Source organism: Paenibacillus lutimineralis (assembly GCF_003991425.1).
Classification (GTDB): domain Bacteria; phylum Bacillota; class Bacilli; order Paenibacillales; family Paenibacillaceae; genus Fontibacillus; species Fontibacillus lutimineralis.
Genome location: NZ_CP034346.1, coordinates 933,129 through 956,339 on the forward strand (window position 1 = coordinate 933,129; position 23,211 = coordinate 956,339).

The following is a 23,211-nucleotide window of genomic DNA, read 5'->3' on the forward strand; positions in this document are numbered from 1 at the left end:
AACAAAACTCTTCCAGTAACAACCACCAAAGCTTGGATATTTTTCATACCACATCACTCCCCTCAAAATGAAACAAATGCCAATCTAACATAATATTCGACCGATTCAAGAAACCCCCTTTTTTAGAAATTAAAAATAAGCTAAATTGCCCGTCGCTTGCCCTTTTCCGAGTACAGAAAGTAAGTCTCATCCATCTCAACAATATCTTGAAATGCTTCAGTAGGAACCTGTTTTAGAGCAGAGAGAATCTTATGTCGCCAGTAAAACAAGGTGACATGCGTGACCTCATCGTTTAACTGCTCTGCACATTTTCTCAGAGAAAAGCCCTCAATCATACATTCAATAAAACGAACCCAAATAGGAGGTCTTCTCGTTCGTTGCAGAGGGGTGTTTGTAAGGTCATTGAACGTTTGGAGACAGGATTTACAACGGTAACGTTGACGTTTAACCTCTCCAGTACGTGTTTTACAGCGTACTTTCCAAATTGCACGACAGATAGGTTTTTGCAATGTGGGCAAACAAGCCCATCTTTATGTTTTTGCTCTTGGATCTCATCAATCGCTCGCCCAGGAACCGCAACTCCTTTGGTTCGTGACTGCAAAAAGTAAATAAGGGGTGGCTGTCTCCAATTCTATGCCAGGGGCTATTAAGAGCTGATGGATTCTCTACAACTGCAAGGAAAATAAGTCAGTAACGAAGAATAAATAGAGTTAGTAGATTATGGGGGGAGGGCGCAGATGAAGCTCCGTCGTAAAATCTTGCTGGCTATTATTCTTCTTGTATTTATCCCTGTAATCCTGATGGGATCGATTTCATATTACAGCTTCTCTCACGCTATGGAGAAGAAATCAAGCAACTTCTATTGGGTATCTCTACTAGAGACCGACCGGAAGCTGAGGTTTGCACTTAGCGAGCTTACGACGATCTCGAATTCTGCGATTACACAACCAGCGATTCAGAAGACGCTGAAGCAGCCTGATTTTGCAATTACGTATGAGCAGAAGCAGGATATTAACAACTTGATCAACCATCCGATGGTTACTTCCTTCGGGCTCTATTCCAAGAATAAGCTGTTGTATCAGTACAATGAAGCTATGTCATTCGGGGAATTGAGCACACAGAGCTGGTTCGAGGCCATGAGACAGGCTGAGGGCCGGCCTATATGGGTTGGGCCAGGCGAGAATGGGTCTGCTGCTGCGGGCAATCCGGTTCTGATTCAGGCAAGGATCATTAAAGATTATTACTCGCTTGAGGATATCGGTGCTGTTGTCATATATGTGAAGCCGGATTTGCTCGATCAAGTATTCTGGGATGCGGCGACATTGAAGCAGGGAGATATCCTGCTGGTGAACAAGCAGGGGAAGATCGTGTTTGACAAGTCGGGCAGTCATATTGGGGAAGCGACGGAATTTCCCTTCCTGGCTGACGGCTATGACAATGAACGGGGCTATTACGTCGATAACTATCTTGGCGAGAAGTCGCTGATCACATACTTGCCTTCCTATAATAAGGATTGGTATTTGGCAGCCATTACACCCAGCCGTATGATTGCTTCAGAGTCCGTCTCGATCCGCAATATCGCAGTCATTCTGGTGTTAGTCTCACTGATCTCCGCTTTTCTGTTCGACCGTTTCTTCGTCCGCCGGCTGGTCGGTAGCATCATTAGTGCCGTGAACGGGATGAAGCGGGTTCAGCAAGGTATTTTCGTGCCGATTACGACCTCTGTCAAGGCGGATGATGAGCGTGATCTGCTTATCGATGGGTTCAACCGAATGAGCAAACAGATCGTCGAGCTGATTGAACAGGTCCAGAAGGAGCAGAATCGCAAGAAAGAGGTTGAACTGCAGGCTCTTGTGGCGCAGATCAATCCACATTTTATATATAACTCGCTGGAATCAATCAATTCGATGGCCGTGCTGGAGGGGAACCGGAATATCAGCAAAATGGTCGTCTCGCTTGGAAAGCTGCTGCGCATAAGCATTAGCGAGAATCAGGAGATGATTCCGTTAGCGATGGAGATGGAGCATGTTCGTCATTACATGGACATCCAGAAGTTCCGATTTGAGGACAAGTTCTCCTATCAAATTGAAGTGCCAGAGGAGTTGAAGTTCTATAAGACACAGAAGCTGATTGTTCAGCCTATCGTAGAGAATGCATTGTACCATGCGATAGAACCGATGGAGGGGAACGGAATTATCTCGATCACGGCTGGGGAGTCTGGAGATGATATTGTCATTGATGTCAGAGATAATGGGCCGGGCTTTGATCAGAGTACTCTACTAAGCCTATGGAGTAAGGATTGGAGCACTCTTAAGAAATATCGGGAGAACGGCGTAGGGTTGAAAAATGTCCACGAGCGACTTCATCTTCAATTCGGCGGATATTACGGCATTATGATTTGTTCCTCCCCTGGATTTGGGTCAATCATCCGAATCCGTATTCCAAAGATGGTGCCATAAGGGGGGAGAGAAATGAAGTGGTTATTGAATTGGGGCTGGATTGTTCTGTATGCATTGGTACTGGGCGTGTCAGTATTAATCATTATCGCAAATGGAAGTGAACCCATTGAGGAGCCTCAGACCGAGAAAATAACGTTGACCTTCCGGCATTTCTGGATCAAGGAGCATGACCGACAAATGCTGAATATTTTTGAAGATGTCGTGGAGTCCTATCAGGCATCCCATCCTAACGTAAAGATTAACTTCGAAGGGATGGACCAGACCGTTCACCGCGAACAGAAGCTGAAGAGTGAAATGGTAACGGGGACGCCGCCAGATATGTTCGTATTGTTTGGCGGGGCCGAAATCGAGCCTTATGTTCGTTCCAACCGGCTGATGGATTTAACGGAATTCGTACAGGAGAATGGGCTCGGGAATGAGTTTCAGGATCTACAACTATGGACCTTCGACAATCATGTATACGGGTTGCCGATTGAAGGGAACGCAGAGCCACTCTATTACAATAAGCTTGTCTTCGAGAAGCTCGGTATTAATCCACCAAAAACGTTGAATGAATTGGATTCGGCGATCAAGACCTTGAAGAATTATGGATATACGCCGTTTGCGCTGGGAAATGAAGAGAGATGGCCCGCGGCGATTTATGTCCATTATCTAATGGACCGGTATGCTGGACCGATGCTTATCCAGCAGCTGGCACAGGGAGAACCGGACAAGAGCTTCAATAATATCGCTTATTTGCAAGCCTTTAGGCATTTCAAGAAGTGGGTTCGAGAAGGAGCCTTCACTTCGCCGGCCAATGATTTGTCAACCGAGGAGGCAATCGATTCCTTTACGAGCGGCCGAGCGGCGATGTATCTGAACGGGAACTGGGACATTAATTTATTCCATAGTAAAAAGGAAACGGAAGATTTCCAGAATCAAGTGGGGGTTATCCCGTTTCCGTCTCTTCGCGTGGATCAACCGCGTTCGATGGCGGGTGGCTATACGATTGGCATTGGGCTGTCCTCTACTCTTGAAGGCAGTAAGCGGGAGGTGGCGCTGGAATTGCTTAAAATGTTCTATACTCAGGAAGTCCAGAGCAGAGTAGTATATGAAGGCCTGCGGATTCCCTCCATGAAGATCACTTTCGATTCCGAGCAGACAGGCCCGGTATTCACGCAGGTTGTCAAACTGATGGAGGGCAGCAAACAATCCTTTGTACCTTATGATAATGCGCTATCGCCGGAGGTCAGCAAGACCTTCCTTAAAGTGATCGAAGGGATGATTCTGGATCAGACTTCTCCGAAGGAAGCGTTGGAACAAATTCAACAAACCTCAGATCAGTATTGGAAGCAGCGAAAAAGTTTTTCACCGCATTAAAGGGTGAGTAAAAAAATCTGGAGGTAGGTGTGTAGGGTGGAACAGAGAGAGGGGAAGTACCGGGTTATTCTTGTTGACGATGAACCCATTATTCTACGCAGCTTGAAGGTGGCGATTCCCTGGAATGAACTGGAGCTCGAAATTGTTGGAGAAGCGCAGAATGGAGAAGAGGCGCTACGTCTCGTACGCGAACTTGCTCCCCATATAATTATTAGTGATATACGGATGCCAGGCATAGACGGGATCACCCTGATGAAGAAAGTGTTGGCCGAGGACGCCAAGCGATTATTTATTTTTATTAGCGGCTACGGAGAGTTTGAATATGCCCGGGAGGCTTTGCGGGAAGGGGCATTCGATTATCTGCTGAAACCGATCGATCATGAAGAGCTGATTGAGATGATCCTTCGCGCCAAGAAAACCTTGGAGAAGCAGATGGAGAATGATAAGCTGCTGCATTCGGTGCAAGTACTATCGCTATTAGCCCGTGAACGGATGTTTGCGGAGGTGATTGAGGGCAATCACAGTCAGAGCCCGCTGCAGCATATGCGCTGGCTGGAGAACAGCGAATTGGAAGAAGAATATTTTATGGCAGTCCTGCAACTGGATCATTATTTGAAGCTGAACAAAGTGTGGTCGCTCGAAGAACGAAGACTATGGTTGTTTGCCATCCGTAATATACTTAGTGAATGGTCGCTGTCCCAAGGGGCGCTCACGGTGTTCCCTTTTCATAGCGGAGAATGGGTTCTGCTCTTTCCGGGTTCGATGAAAGAAGAGAAGGAGCGGCTAGGAATCGCTATTATTCAGCAGATCAAGTTAAATACCAAATTGCCATGCTCCATTGGCTTCAGCCAGCCTGTTACCGGCATTGAGCGATTAAGTCAGGCTTATCAGAGCGCGGCCAAAGCGCTGTACCAGCGCTTCTATAGTAATGAGGAAGGGGTATTTATCGATCTGGTGCAGGGCTCCGGCGATACTGGCGACCCGAAATATCCGAAGCATCTGGAGTCATCCATGCTGGAATGCATTCGCACGCTGAACCATGATAAGCTTATGGAATTGCTAGATAAGACCCGGGCATATATTGAGGACGAGTCCTTCTCCAAAGAATTGGCCGAACGGAGCATTGTCGAGTTGACCGTTGTGTTGTACAGGGAATTTGAACATATGAATCTAATTCCTGAATGGTCTCTGGAGGGTCTGCTTCAGGAGTTGCATTCTCTGGGCATACTCAGTGAGATGATTCAATTATTGAAGATTAGCTTCGAGAAGTGGATTCGCGAAGGAGAACAGAATGAATCCAAAGAAAATGTTCACGTGATCATTACGAGGTCGAAGTCTTATATTGACAATAATTATCATAAGGACCTTAGTGTAGAAGAAGTATCCGAGATCGCCGGGCTTAGCATCAGCCACTTCTGTATGCTGTTCAAGCAGGAGACAGGCTACACTTTCCTGGAGTACTTAACGAATTACCGAATTGAGAAGGCCCAATATATATTGAAGAATAGTCATGTCAAAGTCTATCAGGTTGCTCCGTTAGTCGGTTATCAGGACCCGCGTTATTTCACGCAGGTATTCAAGAAGGTAACGGGAAGGACGCCGACAGAGTATCGTGAAGAGGGGCTTGAGGCAGGAAGCGGTAACAATATATAAATGTTCCGTTCACGCAAAGAAAGGCCAGCCAGAACATTCTTGGCTGGCCTATTTGGCCTTTGGAAAGTCCGTTCCGAGAGTTAGGTACGGTTCTTCCGCATGGAACGCATTATCATGCTGACGATTAGAACAAGCACGATCGCCCCGATAAGGGCAGGTACGAAGTAGAAGCCGCCAAGGACGGGTCCCCAATTCCCTAACAGGAAGGTACCAAGCCAAGCCCCGATAAATCCAGCAATAATGTTGCCGATAACTCCACCGGGAACATCCCTACCTAGAATTAATCCGGCCAGCCAACCGATAACACCACCAATGATTAATGACCATAAAAACCCCATTCATGAACACCTCTGCTTTTAATTGGTTTGCATTTACTATTTACTAAAAAGGGGTGTTTTAAACATGTTTTTTGAGATTTGGTGATATTAATTATCGCTATAAACAAGCTTTTATCTTCTTCTGCGGAAGCGGGCTACGAATACGCAAGCGAGTACGATTATGACTAATGAGATGCCAGTTGCAATTGCTTCACTTGTACTTCCTGCGGCTTGGTTGGCTCCTTGGCCGAATTCTCCCTTTCCTCCGGGACCGCCGAAACCGCCAGGGAAGCCACCTTCGAAGTCTGCTTGACCACGTTCACCGTTCCACTGTGGGAAATCCCCTTGCTGCCCGTCCATTCCGCCTTGCTGAGATTGATCGGCTTGGTCTTGGTTTTGCGGAGCATTGTTAGCTCCTTGCTGGCCCTGGTTGTCTATCCCGTCCTGTTGTGCATCTTGTCCACCGGCCATGCCTTCATTGTTAGGCATTTGTGGCATTTGGACGTCATTTGCCTCCTGTTCCTGTGCACCTTGTTGCCCAGCACCGCCTTGCTGTGGTTGGCTCTGATCAGCGTTCGATTTATTGCTTGGTACGGCTTGTTGAGTCTGATCAGCTTGGACGCCATTGCCCGGAGCCATGGCAGGTCTGTCACCACCCATTCCAGCGCCGCCTCTGCCGCCGCCCATGCCGCCGCTGCCAGAGCCGTCGCCTGATGACGGAATAGTACCGTCCAACTGCTGTGCAATGTTCTCGATTTGGGAAGCGTTGCTGCTTATTAATTGCGGTAGAGCCTGCTCGTACTGCTGATAAGTGTAGAAAGCAGTTGGGTCCGCCTTGACATATGAACTGATCATTTCGGACAATTCATTAACACGTGCTGTGAATGTATCGTTAGCCAGATAGCCCTCGATAGCTTCCTTCAGGATGTTGTGGTATTCGTCCTTATATTCATCAACCGCAAGAAGTTTGGCTACCAGCGGGCGATCTGCTAATGCGCCTTGGGTCGGTTCGTCGATCAGCAGTTTGCCATTGTTATTGTTGCCTGTGGCTGCATCACCGTTGTCGATGTCAGGGGCATTGGCATTGTCCGGAGCCGTGGCATTTTCATTTGGATTGCCAGTAGGGGCATCGCCGAACTGATCAGGGCCCATATTCCCTTCGACCATTCCGTTCCCGTTCGAGTTCTCTCCAGCATTTTGGTCCGCGTCGTTTCTGCCTATAACATCCAAATTTCTCTTAGCTCCCATACCGCCCATACCACCGAAGCCGCCCATGCCCCCGCCAAGGCCGCCAAAGGCCATATTATAGTCCCAAGGCAGGATGGAGAAGACACCTTCATCTTCGTACAGATAATAATTTTGCTTGGTTTGGCCGATATAGCTGTCGGTATTGTCCGCGGCAACATTCAGAGCAAAGTATTTCAACGCTGTCTCAACGTTAATATATTTCTCATAATCGGAGCCGTTGTTCAGCTCATCTAGCATATCGATCAGAACATTACCGCCCGAGGTTTTGGATTTTTGGACCAATCCAGTGTAACTGCTCGGATCATTCCCGAGCCAGGTCAGATCACTGCCGGTTCCAGTCATTTCTGCCTTATAGAGAGCGCCATAGGAATTGCCGAAATGACGCTCCAGATAGGCGTCCCCGATCTGTTCGACCGCAAGATAGAATCCCCAGAGCTCGTCGTTGATGTAGACATTGACGTACGAAAATTTCGGCGTCGGTAGCCCCATCTGTTCGGCAAATTCATAAGTCAGAAATTCACGCATATAGGAGGCATCGCTATAATTGTTGTTCAGGTTGATTTTGCTGATGCCATTCATCGTTTGGTTAACGTATTCGTCAAAAGAGAGCTTGAAGCTGTAGCGGTCGGAATCCTCCATTTGCACGACACTTCGCAAGGTCAAGTTCCCTTTGGTCCGAATTCCGATATTATCAAAATGTTTGCCATTATAATCAACGGATGCTATCTTCATTTCCTCGGCGCTGGCATTGTCCAGCATGTCCTGAAAATCATCTTCATTGATCGTTATCTTTACGTCTACTACTTTATCTTTTGGAAAAACCTCTTCATCCAGCTTCTTCTCTTCCTCCGAGACCGTGCTCTCTGTCGTCTTCCCCGTATTCCCATTAGTTGTTGTTTGGTTGTCGACATCGCAGGCAGTAACCCCGAAGACCAGTATTAATGAACAAAGGCATAGAAGAAGATTAGAAAGTTTGGCTTTCATCTTCATCACCTCCGTGAATTACGATACATAGTCGCCGTTATAGCTGATCAATACAGCGTTTTTGACTCCGCCCAGCTCGGAAATTTGATTGACAAAGCTTCCTTCACCTTTGCGTAAACGTACTTCCAACGTTACTTCGATATTGCCCGGGGATACGGTCTTTTGTTTGACGTTATAACGATTTGCAAATTGGCTGATTTGGCTATGAACCAATTGCTCACTTTCATCACTGTCACAGTTGACTACAAGCAAATAAGGGTTTTCCACGGACGTATTTTTAATAAACAGGAACAGGATTAACCCGATAACAACAGATCCGATAATCGCAAGCGTAAAGAACCCAGCGCCAGTCACAATCCCTGCAGCAGCGGCCCAGAACAGGAAAATAAGATCTGTCGGATCCTTGATTGGAGTTCTGAACCGGACAATGGACAGGGCGCCGACCATACCTAACGACAAGACGAGGTTGGAGTTGATGGCGATAATGATCATGGCGGTAATCATGGTCATACCGATCAAGGATACGTTAAAGCTCTTGGAGTAGAGCACGCCACTGAAAATTCGCTTGTATAGAATAAAGATGAATAATCCTATTACAAAGGCTATCGCAAGTGTGATTAGAATTTTAGAAACGCTAATATCGGAAGTGAAGTTTCCCAATACAGACTTTTTAATAATATCGCTGAATGTTGTAGATTCCGTTGTATTCATGTCTATTGATCCTCCCATGAGTTAGTTTTTAAATATTTGCAACACATTACATATTTTGAAGTGGACTGTTGAATAAGTCCGTCCAGCTGGATTGCTGATCTTATATATTCCGGCAAGTATTCATCATACTTGACCTCAAGAATGATCAGGTTATCGTCTATGGCAAGAACTGGCGACAGGTCCGGATCAAAAATATCGACGGCATTCAGTCCAGTTCGCAGTTCCTTATCAAAGGTAATTCGGACATTTCCGTTGCGGCAAATGTAAGGCTCGCGCACGTAGTCGACGATTACCTTGGGGCGAAGCAGGTTCTGCGTTAACTGGCGGTACAATTCCATCATGAACGGCTTGTCCGGCTGATTAAGCACTTCGTAATCGCCGGCGAGAATGGAATTATACATGTCGCGGGTTAAGGGTTCTTTCATTTTGGCGATATAGTTGCCCAATTTGATCTTCTTCTCGAAATGGATCGTACAGTCGCTTTTATTGTATATGCGAATCCGGTACTTGTTCCGATCTCGTACACCGCTTAATTTCTCGTAAAGAGCTGTACTGTCCATATCGTCGAAATAGAGGCTGCGAATATGGTATTCACCACTTTTGCCGGCATGTTCATCCAGCTTAATCAAATTTCTTAGTCTCTGACGGATGATAAAGTACTGATGGCGATTAATTTGAAATTTTAGTTCATGGCGGTATTTGAGTTTGGTATTCATTTGTTCTGACACCTCTTTTCTTTCTGATATACAAACATCATCCTAGCAATCGATTCTGATTTTTGACTTAACGTATCCTGAACGTTAACTGAAAGTTGTTTACATTGCGTTGACAAATGTAAGACAATGGCAAAAAATCAAAGTAGTAGTTCTTACAGAATACTTCTAAGATCCGACAGACGAGGAGGGAAGCGGATGAAGAAATATATGCGCGATAGATGGCTGCTGCCCGTATTGTGCCTGCTGCTGTTAGCCGGTGCTATCGGGATGATCCAGCTGGAGCATGTTCATGCGGTGCAGCCTAAATCATTGGTCACTACTTTTAAAGGGGATCCTGGGACTTCAAGGGCATTTACCTGGTATACAGAGGATGAGAATCCAGCAGCACTCTTGCAGATCGCTGAAGGTACTGATAACTCAGCTTTGAGGGGGAAAGACGTACTCACCTATCAGGCGGAATCGGCTGTCATCGATATTGGTAACGGGCAACAGAATAGTTCACATAAAGTTGAAGTAAGTGGGCTAGAACCGGGACGTACTTATATTTACCGGGTGGGAAATGGAAGTAAGGGCAGCTGGAGCAAGGAGCATACATTTACGACCGAGGCGGCAAATACAGAGGAATTTACATTCATAAATGTCACCGATTCACAGGGGATTACGAGAACGGATTTTGAGTTGTGGGGCAAGACTTTGGACACTGCGTTGTCCCTCTTCCCGCAGGCGAGCTTCATCGTTCATAATGGGGACTTGACCGAAAATACTGAGGATGAACAGGCCTGGAATGATTTCTTCGCCACGGCAGGCAAGTGGGTGCCATCTATTCCGCTGATGCCAGTTACAGGCAATCATGAGCAGGTGGATAGTGAAGCATCGCGGTATCTGGCACACTTTAATTTGCCGGAGCAAGGGGCGGAGGGTTCCCTGCCGGGAACAGTTTACTCCTATGATTATGGAGAAGCGCACTTCGTAGTGCTGAATACGGAATCCAATATTGACGAACAGACGGAGTGGCTGCGTGAAGATTTGAGGCACAACGCTAAACGCTGGACGATTGTCGCGATCCATCGGCCGGTGTACGGAGGGAACCAGTACAAGAAGATTGGAGCCTGGGCTAAGGTGTTTGACGAATATAACGTCGATCTGGTGCTTCAGGGGCATAATCATGAATATTCCCGCTCCTATTCGATCAAGGACGAGAAGATCGTTGGGGAAGGTGAAGGAACCGTATATGTAACGACAAATGCATCGGGGCAGAAGTTCAATGAGAAGAAGCAGGATCAATTCTATCATGAGGTGCATTTTCAAAATTATAAGCAGATGTTTGCGGCTATAACGGTGACGAAAAGCTCACTTACTTATGAGGCCTACGATATAGAAGGACAACGATTGGACAGGTTCGAGCTTAGACAGCGTAGACAGCGTAGATAGCGCAGATAAGGGAAAATTGACAATGATAATCATTATCGATTAAGATGGATGTAATTATTAAAAATATTTATATGATTCGGAGGTACTGCCATTGTTTATCATGACAAGAACGATGCTTATCGAAAAGGGAAACAGCGATAAAGTCATTGAACGGTTCAGCCAGCCTGGTCCGATGGATGAGATGGAAGGTCTGATCGATATTAGTGTGATGGTGAATAAGAAGAGCAAGGAACAGGAAGAAGTAGTGACAGTTATCCGTTGGGAATCGGAAGAAGCTTGGAAGAATTGGGAGAAGAGCCCCGCACATATTGAAGGCCATCGTCAGAAGAAAGGTCAGCAGCCCCCGTCCTATATCATTAGTACATCTGTAAATTTATATAACGCTGACGTGGTTAAGAAAGGCAAAGCCTTTGCCGCCAAAGAAAACCTCTAACGAGGCCATTCAAGGGCGAGCGACCGCGATTCAAAGGTTGGTTTTCTTGCGATATAGAATTTCATCATCAGCCCCTAACTTCATCCAACCTTCTCGGTGCTGAAAACCGACCTTTTTGAACACGCATTAATACATGAATAATAAGAAGACAGCGCCGTATCCGTGGTTGGGGGCGCTGTTTTTTTATTGGAAGTATTGGTGGGAATATGTTTCAGTAGCTCAACCGATGCCGGCGGCAAATGTATGATAAAATCAGACTATCTTATATTCTAGCAAGGAGAACATTATGAAACTTGTATCTTGGAATGTGAATGGTCTTAGAGCGTGCGTAAATAAAGGATTCTATGATTATTTTAAAGAAGTGGAAGCAGATATTTTTTGTGTTCAGGAGACGAAGCTGCAGGAAGGGCAAATTGAACTGGAGCTTGGAGAAGAGTATGAACAGTATTGGAATTATGCAGAGAAGAAGGGGTATTCTGGCACCGCTATATTCACGAGAATTAAGCCGCTGTCGGTATGGTACGGTCTGGAGGAGAATGATGAGCCAGAGGGCCGAATGATTACATTGGAGTTCGATAATTTCTACCTGGTGAACGTATATACTCCAAATGCCAAGCGTGATTTGACCCGACTGGAATACCGTCTGGAATGGGAGAATCGCTTCCGCAGCTATTTACTAGAGTTGGATGGGCGGAAGCCCGTAATCGTATGCGGGGATATGAATGTGGCTCACCAGGAAATCGATTTGAAAAATCCGAAGTCGAATCTCGGCAATTCCGGCTTCACCCTGGAGGAGCGGGGGAAGATGACCGAACTGCTTGGCGCCGGGTTCGTGGACACTTTCCGTCATTTCTATCCTGATCGTGAGCAGGTTTATAGCTGGTGGTCATACATGCCAAAGGTTCGGGAACGGAATATTGGATGGAGAATTGATTATTTCCTGACCTCGGGCAGATTGACTCCATACCTGAAGGATGCAGACATCGACTGCCAGGTGATGGGCAGCGACCACTGTCCGGTGAAGCTCTATTTGGAGATGAGCGAAAATCCGCTTTTGATCACGAAGTAACACTGAGAGCTTAATCGACATCGAATCTTGAATTCAGCCGGGCCCTCCGGTGCTCACGTACAAACTACGTACGCTCCGCTCCTCAGTCCCTAGCTTTATCCAACCTTCTCGGTGCTGAAAACCGGACTTTTGAACTCGTACTAATAGAAGGCAAATATAAGAAGCCCGTCCAGACAAAAGGCTATAACCTTTTGTTTGGACGGGCTTCTCATTTATATACCTGATTGGTTGTTCTCTTGAATTTTCTTATCTCGCGGTTTCCAGGCGACGACATGCTTGGTTCTGCTGATCTTCTCGTAGAAGAGCTGCGGCTCCTTGCGTATCATGTAGATAATAACATGAATAAAGAGGGCTACGTCGAGCGTGAATATAGACAGCGTGACGGCAACTGAGATAAATGGATGCAGATCATTGGCCAATCTCGGAATGAACTGATGTATGCCGAAGATCAGCCAGTATAGGATGCCGTAGCGTACAATCAGCGACAGTAGAGAGACCCTCTGCTTTACTCCGGTTCGAGTCAGCTTGATGCGAACAATCCATTTGCCGAACGTATAGCCGCCTGTCAGGTAAGGAAGCAACATGAAGTAAAGGCCCGTTGACAGGAAGAACGACAGAGACATATTGAATATCTGGTCGAGGATCACTTCGAGAATAGTCCATATCCAGAAGTCGATAATGTAGGCGATACCGCGCCTTAAATAAGTGACACGATTGGCCGCCGGATTTACATCGGCATCCAGACGTTCTACATTGGGCAGCAGACTTGAGGTCCAGTCGGCAATGAGAACGCCGACGATTCCTCCCAGCGTGTTCATCAGCAGATCATCTACATCGAATACACGGTAAGGATGCTGATAGATCCCATATAAGCCCGTCAATTGTGTAAGTTCAAAGAACAGGGACAGCAGGAATGTATACAAAATACAGCGCAGCCATCCGAGACGGTAGTAATACCGGAGCATCATACCGAAGGGCACGGTTAGAAAAATATTGAACAGTACTTGAAGGAAAGCACGTTCTTTAAGCAAATGCAGGTAAGATGACGGGTTGCTGATGACGACCCCGGTCTCCTTTAGAATATCGTGAATGAAATTGAGCGGCATCCATTGTATTCCGCCTGCGGCCATGGGTAGATTGTTCCTGGATGCGGGTAATGGCAGGATTACAAGGAAATAAGCATTCATTAAATACAGCAGGAACAAATAGAGAAGGAAGGATCTGAATTTATTGATATAGCCGTATTTGCGATACTGTACAATCAGGAACGGCATCGTAAATAAGAATGCAGCGAAAGGAAAAGAGAAAAAAGCATATTTGATTGGAAATAAATAAGATTGTAGCATGTGTAGTCACCCTTAGTTATGTTTGGTTATTGCTCTTTGTCTTATGATATTGATTGGCTGTATTGATCACGAACTGTTTGAACAGGTTCGCCGCTGGGGAGAGGAACTTTCCTTCCGCCCAAGCGATCCCGATCTCCCTATTACAGTCAGGATCTGTAATCGTTACCCAGACCAGTCCGTCCTCATCGATACCTTCCGTCTTCGGGAGGATTGCGATCCCTAGTCCGGCGCATACCAGACCAGCTATCGTATGGATCTCTTCTCCCTCGAACAGAATCTTGGGCGAGATGCCTGCTTGGTGCAGAAGTTCATCCATAATGTGGCGGAGTCCGTATCCTTCTTTATATGAAATCAGCATCTCATCCTTCAATTCCTTTAGAGCAACGGATTTTGTCCCAGCGAGCCGATGGTGAACCGGGACCGCAAGGAATAGCTCCTCCGTCCATAGCTTCGTCCAATGAATATTTGGTGGCGTCTCCTGCGGGGAGGACATGCATAGATCGATCTCTCCCGAATGGAGCTGATGAAGCAAATTAAGGTTACTGTTCTGATGAAGCTGGAAGCGGACATTCGGGTAACTCTCGCGAAATTTGCCAATCAGATCGGGAATCCAGCGGATTCCAAGCGTGTGCAGGAAGCCCAGCGATATTTCACCTCGCTCGGGGTCAAGCAGCTGCTCAATTTCACGTCGCCCTGCCTGGTATTCCTCCATTATTTTTTCCACTCGAGTAAGGAATAGTTCACCATATCGATTCAAAATAATCGACCGGCCCTTCCGTTCGAATAGAGGCACATTTAGTTCAGATTCCAGCCTGGCAATAGATCTGCTTAGTGCTGGTTGTGTAATATTCATAGCCCGGGCTGCAGAAGTCATGTTCTGCATTCGTGCTACGGTCTGAAAATATTCTAGTTGCTGCCACTCCACGGTTACTCTCCTCCTGCTTATTACATCCACTATATAAGAGTGTTGCTAATAATGCATTATACTATACTTTTGACCCGTCCTATACTTATATGTGGCCAATAAATATAGATAAGTATTGGATTGGAGAGAGAGAAAAAATGAATACCATTGAATTAGGGAGTTCTGAGCATCGGAGAACTTCTCTTAGCATGCTGCTTGGCAGCATTGTTACGTTTGCGGTGCTGTATAGTCCGCAGCCGTTAATCAGCTTGTTTTCCAAACAATATCATATTTCTCCGGCGACCGCGGGAGCCTCGGTATCGCTAGCAACAATCGGCCTAGCAATCGGCCTTATCATTATCTCGACTATATCCGACCGTGTTGATCGCAAGAAGCTAATGAGTCTGTCGCTACTCAGCACCTCGGTATTAGCCATATTGTCAGCATTCACGCATCAATTCTCGCTATTTCTTGTCATCCGTTTTATGATAGGGATTAGTGTTTCCGGTTTCCCTTCTATAGCAATGGCTTTCCTTAACGAAGAGTTCCATCCAAAAGCTATAGGGCGAGTGATCGGAATTTATGTCGCAGGTACGTCGATCGGCGGCCTTGTTGGCCGGATTGTGATCGGGGCGTTAACCGATCTGTTCAACTGGCAGATTGCCTTAACGATTCTTGGAGTACTCAGTCTGCTGTTCAGTCTCATCTTTTGGTACAGTTTGCCTTCGTCTCGTAATTTTACACCTAGGAAGACCAGTCTGCAGCAATGGGAGGCAAATTTGAAGCATAATTTCTCGCAGCGTAACTTGTTAGGTCTATTTCTTACGGCCTTCTTACTCATGGGCGTCTATATTATGATCTTGAACTACATCGGTTATCCGCTCACCAGTAAGCCATATAATCTAAGTCAGACCGTGTTCGGATTCCTGTTCGTCGTTAATCTACTTGGGACCTGCAGTTCGGTCTTGTTCGGCAAGTTGGCAGATCGTTATTCTAGGCAGCATGTCATCGCTCTAGCGATTGGCATTCTAATGATCGGTGTGCTTCTAACACTAAGCCCTATCCTGTTCTTGAAAATAGCAGGGGTAGCCGTTGTCGCGTTCGGCTTCTTTGCCGGTCATTCCGTTGCCAGCGGCTGGGTTGGTATCGCCGCAGGCCGTGAGTATAAGGCTCAGGCTTCTGCCCTCTACCTATTATTCTACTACGGAGGATCAAGTTTGGTCGGTTGGTCCGGCGGTTTGTTCTTCCATCATTTCGGCTGGAACGGTATGATCACTTATGCCAGCGTACTACTTGTTCTAGCGGTGCTCATCTCTTGGTTTGCTGCTGGCTCCCGTCGTACACAATATGCACATGGCAGTGGTATTCGGTAAAACTAAGCATTTGTCCCTTGCATTAAGTGTTCATCCCGCATTAATTATTACATCAGGGTTAATTCTAGAAGAGGGATGTTAGAGATGAGTCGACAAGTTATTATAAATGCAGATGATTTTGGCCTGTCCCCGGCTGTAAACCGTGGGATTATTGAAGCCTTCAAAGCCGGCGGGGTCACCAGTACCTCTTTAATGGTGAATATGCCGGGTTTCGATGATGCGGTACAACTGGCCCATGGTTATCCAGATCTAAGCGTAGGCCTGCATTTCAATCTAACCTATGGTCGGCCGATTTCTGATCCGGCCAGTGTCCCATCGCTTGTGAAGGAAGACGGGGCGTTCCATGGCGAAACGATTGCACGAACTTGGGACTCAAGGGATGTATCCAAAGAGCTTACAGCGCAGTGGAACCACTTCGTCAAGACGGGCTTGCGCCCGACCCATCTTGACTCGCATCATTTGCTGCACCAGCATCATCCGGAGATTTACAAAGTTATGGCACATAAAGCATATAAAGAGGGCGTTCCGCTCCGTAGAGTACAGATTTCGCATTCATTAAGCGATGTGCCGTCCCCAAGGATGACAGATTACATTCTGCTGGACTCCTATGGCGGAGATGAGGGAAGACAGCGTCTACGGCAGCATTTGCTGTCTATCCAAGAGGGCGTAACGGAGATCATCTGCCATCCAGGCTATGTAGATGAATCCTTACTTGAAAATTCCAACTGGATTGAGATCCGTGAGCAGGAGCTCGCTCTGTTCGCGAATCCGGAGGTAGCCAATACATTGGCTGCAATTGGAGTATCACCGGTGAATTATCGGGTGCTGCAGCGGCAGAAGCCGTCTGTCTGTTCGCGTGTTGGCTATCGGTCAAGAACTTCTAGGACGCGAAAGCAGCTCTCTTCCCCGCTTACTGTTGTACAGCGCAGATCCAGAGGAAAAGGGAAAAGAGCGAATAATGGGAAGAAGAAGGTCCAACTCCCTTACAATTAGCAGGGTATAATAGGTCATAAGAATAGAAGGATAACCTCCTGATTCAGGGGGTTATCTTTTTTTAGAGATGGGGGATGTAGGATATTGCAGGAGCGGGGGGAAAAATGCCTCAGTAAGGAATTTTCTTTATAATAGTAAATAGAAGAACGAGGGGACATTCAGGGCAGAATGTTCGAAGTCAGGATGAGGTGGAGTAATATGACAATCAATCGAAACCGAATTGTAGAGCATATGCATGCACAGATTCATGCGAATGAGTATATTATCGGCGTAGCTGCGGGAGCGGGAATCTCTGCAAAATATGCGGTGAAGGGCGGGGCTGATTTGATCCTGGCGTTGAACTCAGGGCGCTTCAGACAGATGGGACTAGGTTCTATCGCTGGACTGATGCCGTTCGCTAACTCCAATGAGATGGTGATGGAATTTGGTTCGCGAGAGATTTTGTCTGTTGTTAGAGACAAGCCCGTAGTATTCGGCTTATGCGCAACCGATCCGACAATCGACTTGGCTTCATACATTGAGACGATTCGCGGCAGCGGCTTTGCTGGGATTATCAATTACCCCACCCTAGGCTTGATCGACGGACAATTTCGTGAGGCGCTGGAGGAAGAAGGAATTTCCTACCTTCAGGAAGTTGAGGCGATCTGTGTCGCCCATGAGCAGGATATGTTCACGATGGCCTTCGTATTTAATGCTGAACAAGCGGCATTCATGCTTGATGCCGGGGCGGACGTGATCTGTGCTCATCTAGGTGTGACTGCTGGAGGCTTAATGGGAACGAAGAAGGTCCTGTCGTTGGAGACCAGCGCGGAGCTCGCCAGACAAATATTCGCCGTATGTGATGCCTCGGGACGAAGCCCAATCAAGCTCATATATGGAGGACCTGTACACACACCAATTGATGTGCAGTATATGTATGATAATACATCGGCGATGGGTTATGTCGGGGGCTCAAGCTTTGAACGGATTCCAACAGAGGAAGCTATTGTAGATACGACATATCGCTTCAAGGTGACGGGTGAACTGGAACAGGACCAGCAGCTAATGGGTAAGCTGACACTTTTCGATGAACCGTATGATTATGTGGCCATTGTAAAAGAGCATATTACCCAAAATTATATGAACAATATTTCGCTAACTGATCTTGCGGATCAGATTCATGTATCACGGACGCATCTTAGCGCGCTTTTTAATAAAGAGGTAGGGTGTACCTTTCCGGAATATCTGGCCAAGTATCGTATCCATAAAGCTCAGGATGTAATGAGGCATACGAAGCTGTCTCTAACGAGTATCGCCGAACTGGTTGGGTACCCGGATTATGTTCACTTCAGCAAGACCTTTAAGAAATATACCGGCATGACGCCGCAATCCTTCCGCAAACAAGCATCAGACAAATATACATGAACATCATACAAGCGTACGATTACATTCCCTTGAAAGCGCTGTATTATAGAGCCATAGAGGTTCAAGGCGATCGCCTGCAGGTCAATTTCGCTGGAACCTGAATCAAGTTATTGAAGGAGGGCATACGGTGAAGACGATAGCTATTGCGGGGACATTTGATTCCAAAGGCAAAGAGTTTTTGTATGTGAAATCGGTGATTGAGGGTCTAGGGTTGAAGGCCTATACGATTCACTGTGGCGTGTTTGCACCGTTATTTACCCCAGATGTCTCTAATAGAGACGTGGCGGCAGCAGCGGGCATGAACATCGATGAAATTGCCGGGAAGAAGGATCGTTCCATCGGTACAGAGGCGCTAGCTAAGGGAATGGAGCAGTTGATCCCGAAGCTCTACGCAGAAGGCAAATTTGACGGTATTCTGTCCTTCGGCGGAACGGGCGGGACATCGATTGTAACGGCGGGCATGAGAGCATTGCCGATCGGTGTGCCGAAGCTAATGGTATCGACTGTTGCATCCGGCAATACGGCTCCTTACGTGGGGACGAGCGATATTATGATGTTCCCGTCAATCGTAGATGTGGCAGGACTGAATTCCTTCTCTACAAAAATATTTACGAATGCCGTGCATGCGATTGCAGGCATGGTTCAGTTCGAATCAGCTCCGCCGCAGGATAAGAAGCCGCTAATTGCAGCGACGATGTTCGGAGTAACGACGCCGTGTGTGGATTATGCGCGCGAGTATTTAGAGGAACAAGGCTATGAGGTGCTTGTCTTTCATGCCACCGGAACGGGCGGGCAAACGATGGAGAGCCTGATTGAGGGTGGATTTATCGACGGTGTCCTTGACCTGACGACGACCGAATGGTGCGATGAACTCGTCGGCGGGGTGTTAGCGGCAGGACCGCATCGGCTGGAGGCAGCGGGGCGTTGTAAGGTGCCGCAGGTCGTATCGACCGGCGCCCTCGATATGGTGAATTTCGGACCGTATGATACGGTGCCTGGGCAGTTCAAGGATCGTAATCTGTACAAGCATAATCCATCGGTTACCTTGATGCGGACAACGGTGGAGGAGAATCGTCAATTGGGTGAGATTATTGCCGGTAAGCTGAACATGAGTGATGGACCGACTGCGCTGATGATTCCGCTCAAAGGGGTCTCGTTGCTTGATGTAGAGGGCGGCCCGTTCAGTGGTGCAGCCGAGGACGAAATGCTGTTCAATATGCTGAGACAGCATATCGATCGCAGTAAGATTGAGTTGATTGAGTTGGATGCAAATATCAACGATCAGCTATTTGCGGTGGCCGCTGCTAAGAAGCTGGTGGAATTGATGGAACAGGGCAAGTAACAGGATATTCAGTTCATTTTAACGAGGAGGACATAAAGATGAAGACAAGAGCAGAGGTATTGGCGAAATTGAAAGCAGAGGTAGCTGCTGGCAATGTACTGTTGGGTGCTGGCGCAGGAACAGGGATCTCCGCGAAAAGTGCGGAAGCAGGCGGCGTCGACCTGATTATCATTTATAATTCGGGCCGCTACCGGATGGCTGGGCGCGGATCGCTAGCCGGCTTGATGGCTTATGGCGATGCGAACCAGATCGTTGTAGACATGGGTAATGAAGTGCTTCCGGTTGTGAAGGATACGCCGGTTCTGGCTGGGGTATGCGGCACCGATCCATTCCGAATTATGGACATCTTCCTGAAGCAGCTGAAGGATCAAGGCTTCGCCGGAGTGCAGAACTTCCCGACTGTGGGTCTGATCGATGGTGTGTTCCGCGCCAATTTGGAAGAGACGGGCATGGGATATGATCTGGAAGTGGAAATGATCCGTAAAGCGCATGAGCTGGATTTGCTGACAACACCATACGTCTTCGACCCGGAACAGGCGAAGAAGATGGCCGAGGCCGGAGCAGATATTTTGGTTGCTCATATGGGACTTACAACGAAGGGGACAATCGGCGCCAAGACGGCCTTAACGCTAGATGATTGTATTGAGAAAATCCAAGCAATCTGCGATGCAGGCAAAGCGGTGAATCCGGAAATTATGGTACTGTGCCATGGCGGTCCGATTGCTGAGCCAGCGGATGCTGAATATGTACTGTCTAGAATGAAAAATGTAGAAGGCTTCTTCGGGGCATCCAGCATCGAGCGCTTCGCTACCGAAGTTGGTATCAAGCAGCAGACCGAAGCATTCAAAGGAATCTCGAAATAAGACAAGTGCATAAAAGAGTGTCTATTGCTGCATCCTACAGTTGGACTATATAACAGCTGAAGGGGGTGCAGAAATAGCATGGGCAAGAAATCTCAAGGCCTAAGCAAGTATGAAGTACAGACGACTCCGCTGAACAAAATGCCGGTTCCTAGCAAGGAAAGGGAGGAATTCGCGAAAGAGATGGTGGAAGATGCCAAGGCGGCATTCGGGCAGGAGCAATCAAAGGATGAGAAGTAATGTTATTGTGAGATAGAGGGTGCCCTAATCGGTTAAGAGCCGAAGGGCACCCTTATTGTTGTGAGCAATTTTCTAGAGATTGACAGTGTACAGCAGTGAATCTATAATATCTTATAAAACCAAGCGGATAAGTTAGTTTTGATTAGGATATCGAAACGGACGAATCCAGACAAAGGAGAGGTTGAGGATGGCTGCTGTACATACCTTCAAGGCGACTGCGCATTTGCAGGAAGGAGTTCGGGTGAAGACCACTGCCCGCAATTTTGAGCTTACGATTGATGAGCCCAAAAGTTTGGGAGGAACGGATACAGGGATGAATCCAGTTGAAGCCTTGCTGGCATCGCTTGGAGCGTGCCAATCGATCGTAGCCAGAGTGTACGCGCCTAAATTCGGCGTAAAGCTGGACGATTTTCAGGTAGAGGTTGAGGGCGATCTTGATCTGGATGGATTCTTTGACCGTGCTCCAGTCCGGCCAGGATATTCCGATATCCGTTATACGTTCCGAATCAAGACCGATTCGCCGAAGGAGAAGGTTGACGAGTTCGTGCGTTTCCTAGAGAGTAAATGCCCAGTCGGAGATACGATCGCAAACCCGGTCAACCTGACATTGAAGAGCATTATTATCGATTCGTAATGTTTGTCTACTAAATGATAGAAATAAATGCTATAGCCTCATATGCCAGATTATAAGCCACCGACATCCGGGGCTTTTTTCTGTTGAGCGCTATATTTTAGGGAAAAAATAGGAGGATTTTGTTGGAATCGAGTATAATGGGACTTGAAATCATCCCTTTTTTTGTTACAATGATGGGAAGATACTCCTATATTGAGATGATTAACATCCAAGTCTTGTCATTAGGAACACCCCATATACATGTTTTGCCCCATTACTGGCGTACTACATCATGTATGCTATTTACGCCTCAAATACTTTGAACCCAAAGTTTAATAAGAGATATACTCGACATTTCATTACAAGAAGAGACTGGCATTTGGCTTTTTGTGCATATACAGGTACATGTTTGTTATTACAATATTGTTTAGAAATTGTTCAGTTTGAACTGCTATAATACTTTTTAGCTGTGATCATGAAGGTTCCTCTAAGTCGCATAATATCCCCCAGACACAGTGATGATAGCCATCTTACTTTATTTTTGTGTACAAAATTGAAAACTATCAAAAAAATATGAAAATAATTGAAAATGATAGAAATGTAGTGAAAACAAGAAATGCGTCGTCTTAGTTTCTATTTTTTGTCGATTTTTCATTATTATAGAGTCCTTAAAAATGATCATATTCGCTTTTATATTCTATAGGTTCTAAGGAGTGGGAGAAATGAACGATAAATGCATATCGGTAGTAGTCCCTGCTTACAATGAGGAAGAGGTCATTCGGCAGTGCTACGATTCATTAACCGACGTAATGATCGACACAGGCTACGATTATGAGCTTGTCTTTGTAAACGATGGGAGCAAGGATCGTACGCTGGGCATCCTTGACGAATTGGCTAGAATGGATGTACATGTACGGATCGTTAATTTTGCAAGAAATTTCGGTCACCAGGCAGCAGTAACTGCGGGAATCAATTCGTCAAGAGGGGATTGCGTTGTTATTATCGATGCCGATTTACAGGACCCTCCTGAGGTGATCCATCAGATGCTGGAGAAATGGGAAGAAGGCTATGAAGTAGTGTATGGAAAACGTAGGAAGCGCAAAGGGGAAACCTTGTTTAAGCTTGCTTCGGCAACGCTGTTCTACCGCTTTCTCCAGCGGATGTCGGATACACACATCCCTCGTGATACAGGAGATTTCCGCTTGATCGACCGCAAGGTGGTTCATGTGTTCAATCGAATGACAGAGCGGAACAAGTTTATTCGCGGGATTATCAGTTGGATCGGATTCAACCAAACCTTTGTCGAGTATGACCGGAATGAACGTATGGCGGGCACTACGAAATATCCGCTGCGGAAGATGCTTGCCTTTGCTTCCGACGGAATATTCTCATTTTCGTCCAAGCCGCTTAAGCTGATCACTCGAATGGGGATGCTGACAGTTCTGCTGGCCTTAATCGTACTCGTATACTCCTTGTGTGCGAAGCTGTTCGATCTTCCTGAAGTGGAGAAGGGCTGGACGTCCATTATGATGGCTATTACACTGTTCAGTGGCGTTCAAATGCTATCGCTTGGTGTGATAGGCGAATATATTGCCCGAATTTATGATGAGAGCAAGAGCAGACCTCAATATATTGTAAGAGAGACTGTACACTATCCTCGTGAAGAGACGCAGTCAAATGAGTCTTATCAATATTATCCACCATCAGAGCTGATCTCCAAATAACGATCAGGAAAGTTGTGGTGCAGGCTTGAACA

General features: G+C 46.7%; 20 protein-coding genes and 1 pseudogene. 14 read left to right on the top strand and 7 right to left on the bottom strand.

The genetic code is table 11. The features are described 5' to 3' along the window. Positions 1-152: 152 nt before the first annotated feature. Positions 153-577, bottom strand: a pseudogene (locus tag EI981_RS03955) (transposase); the annotation flags it as partial. Positions 578-737: 160 nt separating this feature from the next. On the opposite strand from EI981_RS03955, the gene EI981_RS03960 reads away from it, so the two are divergent. From EI981_RS03960 to EI981_RS03970, 3 genes are read left to right on the top strand one after another with little or no spacing between them, the layout of a single operon-like run. Next, positions 738-2,459, top strand: a complete 1,722-nt coding sequence (locus EI981_RS03960; RefSeq protein WP_126995653.1) for a cache domain-containing sensor histidine kinase — start codon at positions 738-740, stop codon at positions 2,457-2,459. Positions 2,460-2,471: 12 nt separating this feature from the next. Next, positions 2,472-3,818 carry an ABC transporter substrate-binding protein gene (locus EI981_RS03965; protein ID WP_126995655.1) on the top strand — a complete coding sequence of 449 codons (1,347 nt, stop codon included), beginning with the start codon at positions 2,472-2,474 and terminating at the stop codon, positions 3,816-3,818. Positions 3,819-3,854: 36 nt separating this feature from the next. Next, positions 3,855-5,471: a response regulator gene (locus EI981_RS03970; RefSeq protein ID WP_126995657.1), complete on the top strand. Its 1,617-nt coding sequence runs from the start codon at positions 3,855-3,857 to the stop codon at positions 5,469-5,471. An 80-nt stretch (positions 5,472-5,551) separates the two neighbouring features. Here the strand turns inward: EI981_RS03970 and EI981_RS03975 are convergent, their stop codons facing one another. The 4 genes from EI981_RS03975 to EI981_RS03990 all read right to left on the bottom strand — a co-directional run bounded on the left by EI981_RS03975 (position 5,552) and on the right by EI981_RS03990 (position 9,447). Beyond that, positions 5,552-5,809, bottom strand: coding sequence for a GlsB/YeaQ/YmgE family stress response membrane protein (locus EI981_RS03975; protein ID WP_126995659.1), 258 nt, complete (start codon positions 5,807-5,809; stop codon positions 5,552-5,554). Between the two features lie 111 nt (positions 5,810-5,920). Continuing rightward, positions 5,921-8,020: a CotH kinase family protein gene (locus EI981_RS29350; RefSeq protein WP_227011681.1), complete on the bottom strand. Its 2,100-nt coding sequence runs from the start codon at positions 8,018-8,020 to the stop codon at positions 5,921-5,923. An 18-nt stretch (positions 8,021-8,038) separates the two neighbouring features. Further along, complete coding sequence (locus EI981_RS03985) at positions 8,039-8,731, bottom strand: DUF4956 domain-containing protein (RefSeq protein WP_126995661.1); 693 nt, start codon at positions 8,729-8,731, stop codon at positions 8,039-8,041. A 2-nt stretch (positions 8,732-8,733) separates the two neighbouring features. Next, positions 8,734-9,447: a polyphosphate polymerase domain-containing protein gene (locus tag EI981_RS03990; protein WP_126995664.1), complete on the bottom strand. Its 714-nt coding sequence runs from the start codon at positions 9,445-9,447 to the stop codon at positions 8,734-8,736. 195 nt (positions 9,448-9,642) lie between these two features. On the opposite strand from EI981_RS03990, the gene EI981_RS03995 reads away from it, so the two are divergent. From EI981_RS03995 to EI981_RS04005, 3 genes are all read left to right on the top strand, one after another. Further along, positions 9,643-10,878: a purple acid phosphatase family protein gene (locus EI981_RS03995; RefSeq protein ID WP_227011682.1), complete on the top strand. Its 1,236-nt coding sequence runs from the start codon at positions 9,643-9,645 to the stop codon at positions 10,876-10,878. A gap of 91 nt (positions 10,879-10,969) precedes the next feature. Then, on the top strand, positions 10,970-11,311 hold the full coding sequence (locus EI981_RS04000) for an antibiotic biosynthesis monooxygenase (protein WP_126995666.1): 342 nt from the start codon (positions 10,970-10,972) through the stop codon (positions 11,309-11,311). 286 nt (positions 11,312-11,597) lie between these two features. Then, a complete protein-coding gene (locus EI981_RS04005; RefSeq protein ID WP_126995668.1) occupies positions 11,598-12,380 on the top strand; it encodes an exodeoxyribonuclease III in 783 nt (260 codons plus the stop codon). Between the two features lie 212 nt (positions 12,381-12,592). Here the strand turns inward: EI981_RS04005 and EI981_RS04010 are convergent, their stop codons facing one another. Both EI981_RS04010 and EI981_RS04015 read right to left on the bottom strand, forming a co-directional pair. Beyond that, positions 12,593-13,726, bottom strand: a complete 1,134-nt coding sequence (locus tag EI981_RS04010; protein ID WP_126995670.1) for a VanZ family protein — start codon at positions 13,724-13,726, stop codon at positions 12,593-12,595. Positions 13,727-13,742: 16 nt separating this feature from the next. Next, on the bottom strand, positions 13,743-14,651 hold the full coding sequence (locus tag EI981_RS04015) for a LysR family transcriptional regulator (protein WP_126995672.1): 909 nt from the start codon (positions 14,649-14,651) through the stop codon (positions 13,743-13,745). 137 nt (positions 14,652-14,788) lie between these two features. Here EI981_RS04015 and EI981_RS04020 point away from each other — a divergent pair, with 137 nt between their 5' ends. The 8 genes from EI981_RS04020 (at position 14,789) to EI981_RS04050 (ending at position 23,179) form a co-directional block, all read left to right on the top strand. Continuing rightward, positions 14,789-16,003 carry an MFS transporter gene (locus EI981_RS04020; RefSeq protein WP_126995674.1) on the top strand — a complete coding sequence of 405 codons (1,215 nt, stop codon included), beginning with the start codon at positions 14,789-14,791 and terminating at the stop codon, positions 16,001-16,003. Between the two features lie 84 nt (positions 16,004-16,087). Next, entirely contained in the window at positions 16,088-16,996 is a 909-nt protein-coding gene (locus EI981_RS04025) for a carbohydrate deacetylase (protein WP_162616072.1), read from the top strand. 198 nt (positions 16,997-17,194) lie between these two features. Next, a complete protein-coding gene (locus EI981_RS04030; protein ID WP_126995678.1) occupies positions 17,195-18,400 on the top strand; it encodes a phosphoenolpyruvate hydrolase family protein in 1,206 nt (401 codons plus the stop codon). Between the two features lie 127 nt (positions 18,401-18,527). Further along, positions 18,528-19,742: a Tm-1-like ATP-binding domain-containing protein gene (locus tag EI981_RS04035; RefSeq protein ID WP_126995680.1), complete on the top strand. Its 1,215-nt coding sequence runs from the start codon at positions 18,528-18,530 to the stop codon at positions 19,740-19,742. A gap of 38 nt (positions 19,743-19,780) precedes the next feature. Next, on the top strand, positions 19,781-20,605 hold the full coding sequence (locus tag EI981_RS04040; RefSeq protein ID WP_227011683.1) for a phosphoenolpyruvate hydrolase family protein: 825 nt from the start codon (positions 19,781-19,783) through the stop codon (positions 20,603-20,605). Between the two features lie 78 nt (positions 20,606-20,683). After that, positions 20,684-20,842 carry a hypothetical protein gene (locus EI981_RS28925; RefSeq protein ID WP_162616073.1) on the top strand — a complete coding sequence of 53 codons (159 nt, stop codon included), beginning with the start codon at positions 20,684-20,686 and terminating at the stop codon, positions 20,840-20,842. A gap of 187 nt (positions 20,843-21,029) precedes the next feature. Continuing rightward, positions 21,030-21,476 carry an OsmC family protein gene (locus EI981_RS04045; protein WP_126995684.1) on the top strand — a complete coding sequence of 149 codons (447 nt, stop codon included), beginning with the start codon at positions 21,030-21,032 and terminating at the stop codon, positions 21,474-21,476. Positions 21,477-22,177: 701 nt separating this feature from the next. Then, positions 22,178-23,179: a glycosyltransferase family 2 protein gene (locus EI981_RS04050; RefSeq protein WP_126995686.1), complete on the top strand. Its 1,002-nt coding sequence runs from the start codon at positions 22,178-22,180 to the stop codon at positions 23,177-23,179. Positions 23,180-23,211: the final 32 nt, after the last annotated feature.

Coding starts and splice junctions, on each gene's coding strand:
- EI981_RS03960 (WP_126995653.1), top strand. CDS start 738: ATGAAGCTCCGTCGTAAAATCTTGCTGGCTATTATTCTTCTTGTATTT.
- EI981_RS03965 (WP_126995655.1), top strand. CDS start 2,472: ATGAAGTGGTTATTGAATTGGGGCTGGATTGTTCTGTATGCATTGGTA.
- EI981_RS03975 (WP_126995659.1), bottom strand. CDS start 5,809: ATGGGGTTTTTATGGTCATTAATCATTGGTGGTGTTATCGGTTGGCTG.
- EI981_RS29350 (WP_227011681.1), bottom strand. CDS start 8,020: ATGAAAGCCAAACTTTCTAATCTTCTTCTATGCCTTTGTTCATTAATA.
- EI981_RS03985 (WP_126995661.1), bottom strand. CDS start 8,731: ATGAATACAACGGAATCTACAACATTCAGCGATATTATTAAAAAGTCT.
- EI981_RS03990 (WP_126995664.1), bottom strand. CDS start 9,447: ATGAATACCAAACTCAAATACCGCCATGAACTAAAATTTCAAATTAAT.
- EI981_RS03995 (WP_227011682.1), top strand. CDS start 9,643: ATGAAGAAATATATGCGCGATAGATGGCTGCTGCCCGTATTGTGCCTG.
- EI981_RS04005 (WP_126995668.1), top strand. CDS start 11,598: ATGAAACTTGTATCTTGGAATGTGAATGGTCTTAGAGCGTGCGTAAAT.
- EI981_RS04010 (WP_126995670.1), bottom strand. CDS start 13,726: ATGCTACAATCTTATTTATTTCCAATCAAATATGCTTTTTTCTCTTTT.
- EI981_RS04020 (WP_126995674.1), top strand. CDS start 14,789: ATGAATACCATTGAATTAGGGAGTTCTGAGCATCGGAGAACTTCTCTT.
- EI981_RS04025 (WP_162616072.1), top strand. CDS start 16,088: ATGAGTCGACAAGTTATTATAAATGCAGATGATTTTGGCCTGTCCCCG.
- EI981_RS04030 (WP_126995678.1), top strand. CDS start 17,195: ATGACAATCAATCGAAACCGAATTGTAGAGCATATGCATGCACAGATT.
- EI981_RS04040 (WP_227011683.1), top strand. CDS start 19,781: ATGAAGACAAGAGCAGAGGTATTGGCGAAATTGAAAGCAGAGGTAGCT.
- EI981_RS28925 (WP_162616073.1), top strand. CDS start 20,684: ATGGGCAAGAAATCTCAAGGCCTAAGCAAGTATGAAGTACAGACGACT.
- EI981_RS04045 (WP_126995684.1), top strand. CDS start 21,030: ATGGCTGCTGTACATACCTTCAAGGCGACTGCGCATTTGCAGGAAGGA.
- EI981_RS04050 (WP_126995686.1), top strand. CDS start 22,178: ATGAACGATAAATGCATATCGGTAGTAGTCCCTGCTTACAATGAGGAA.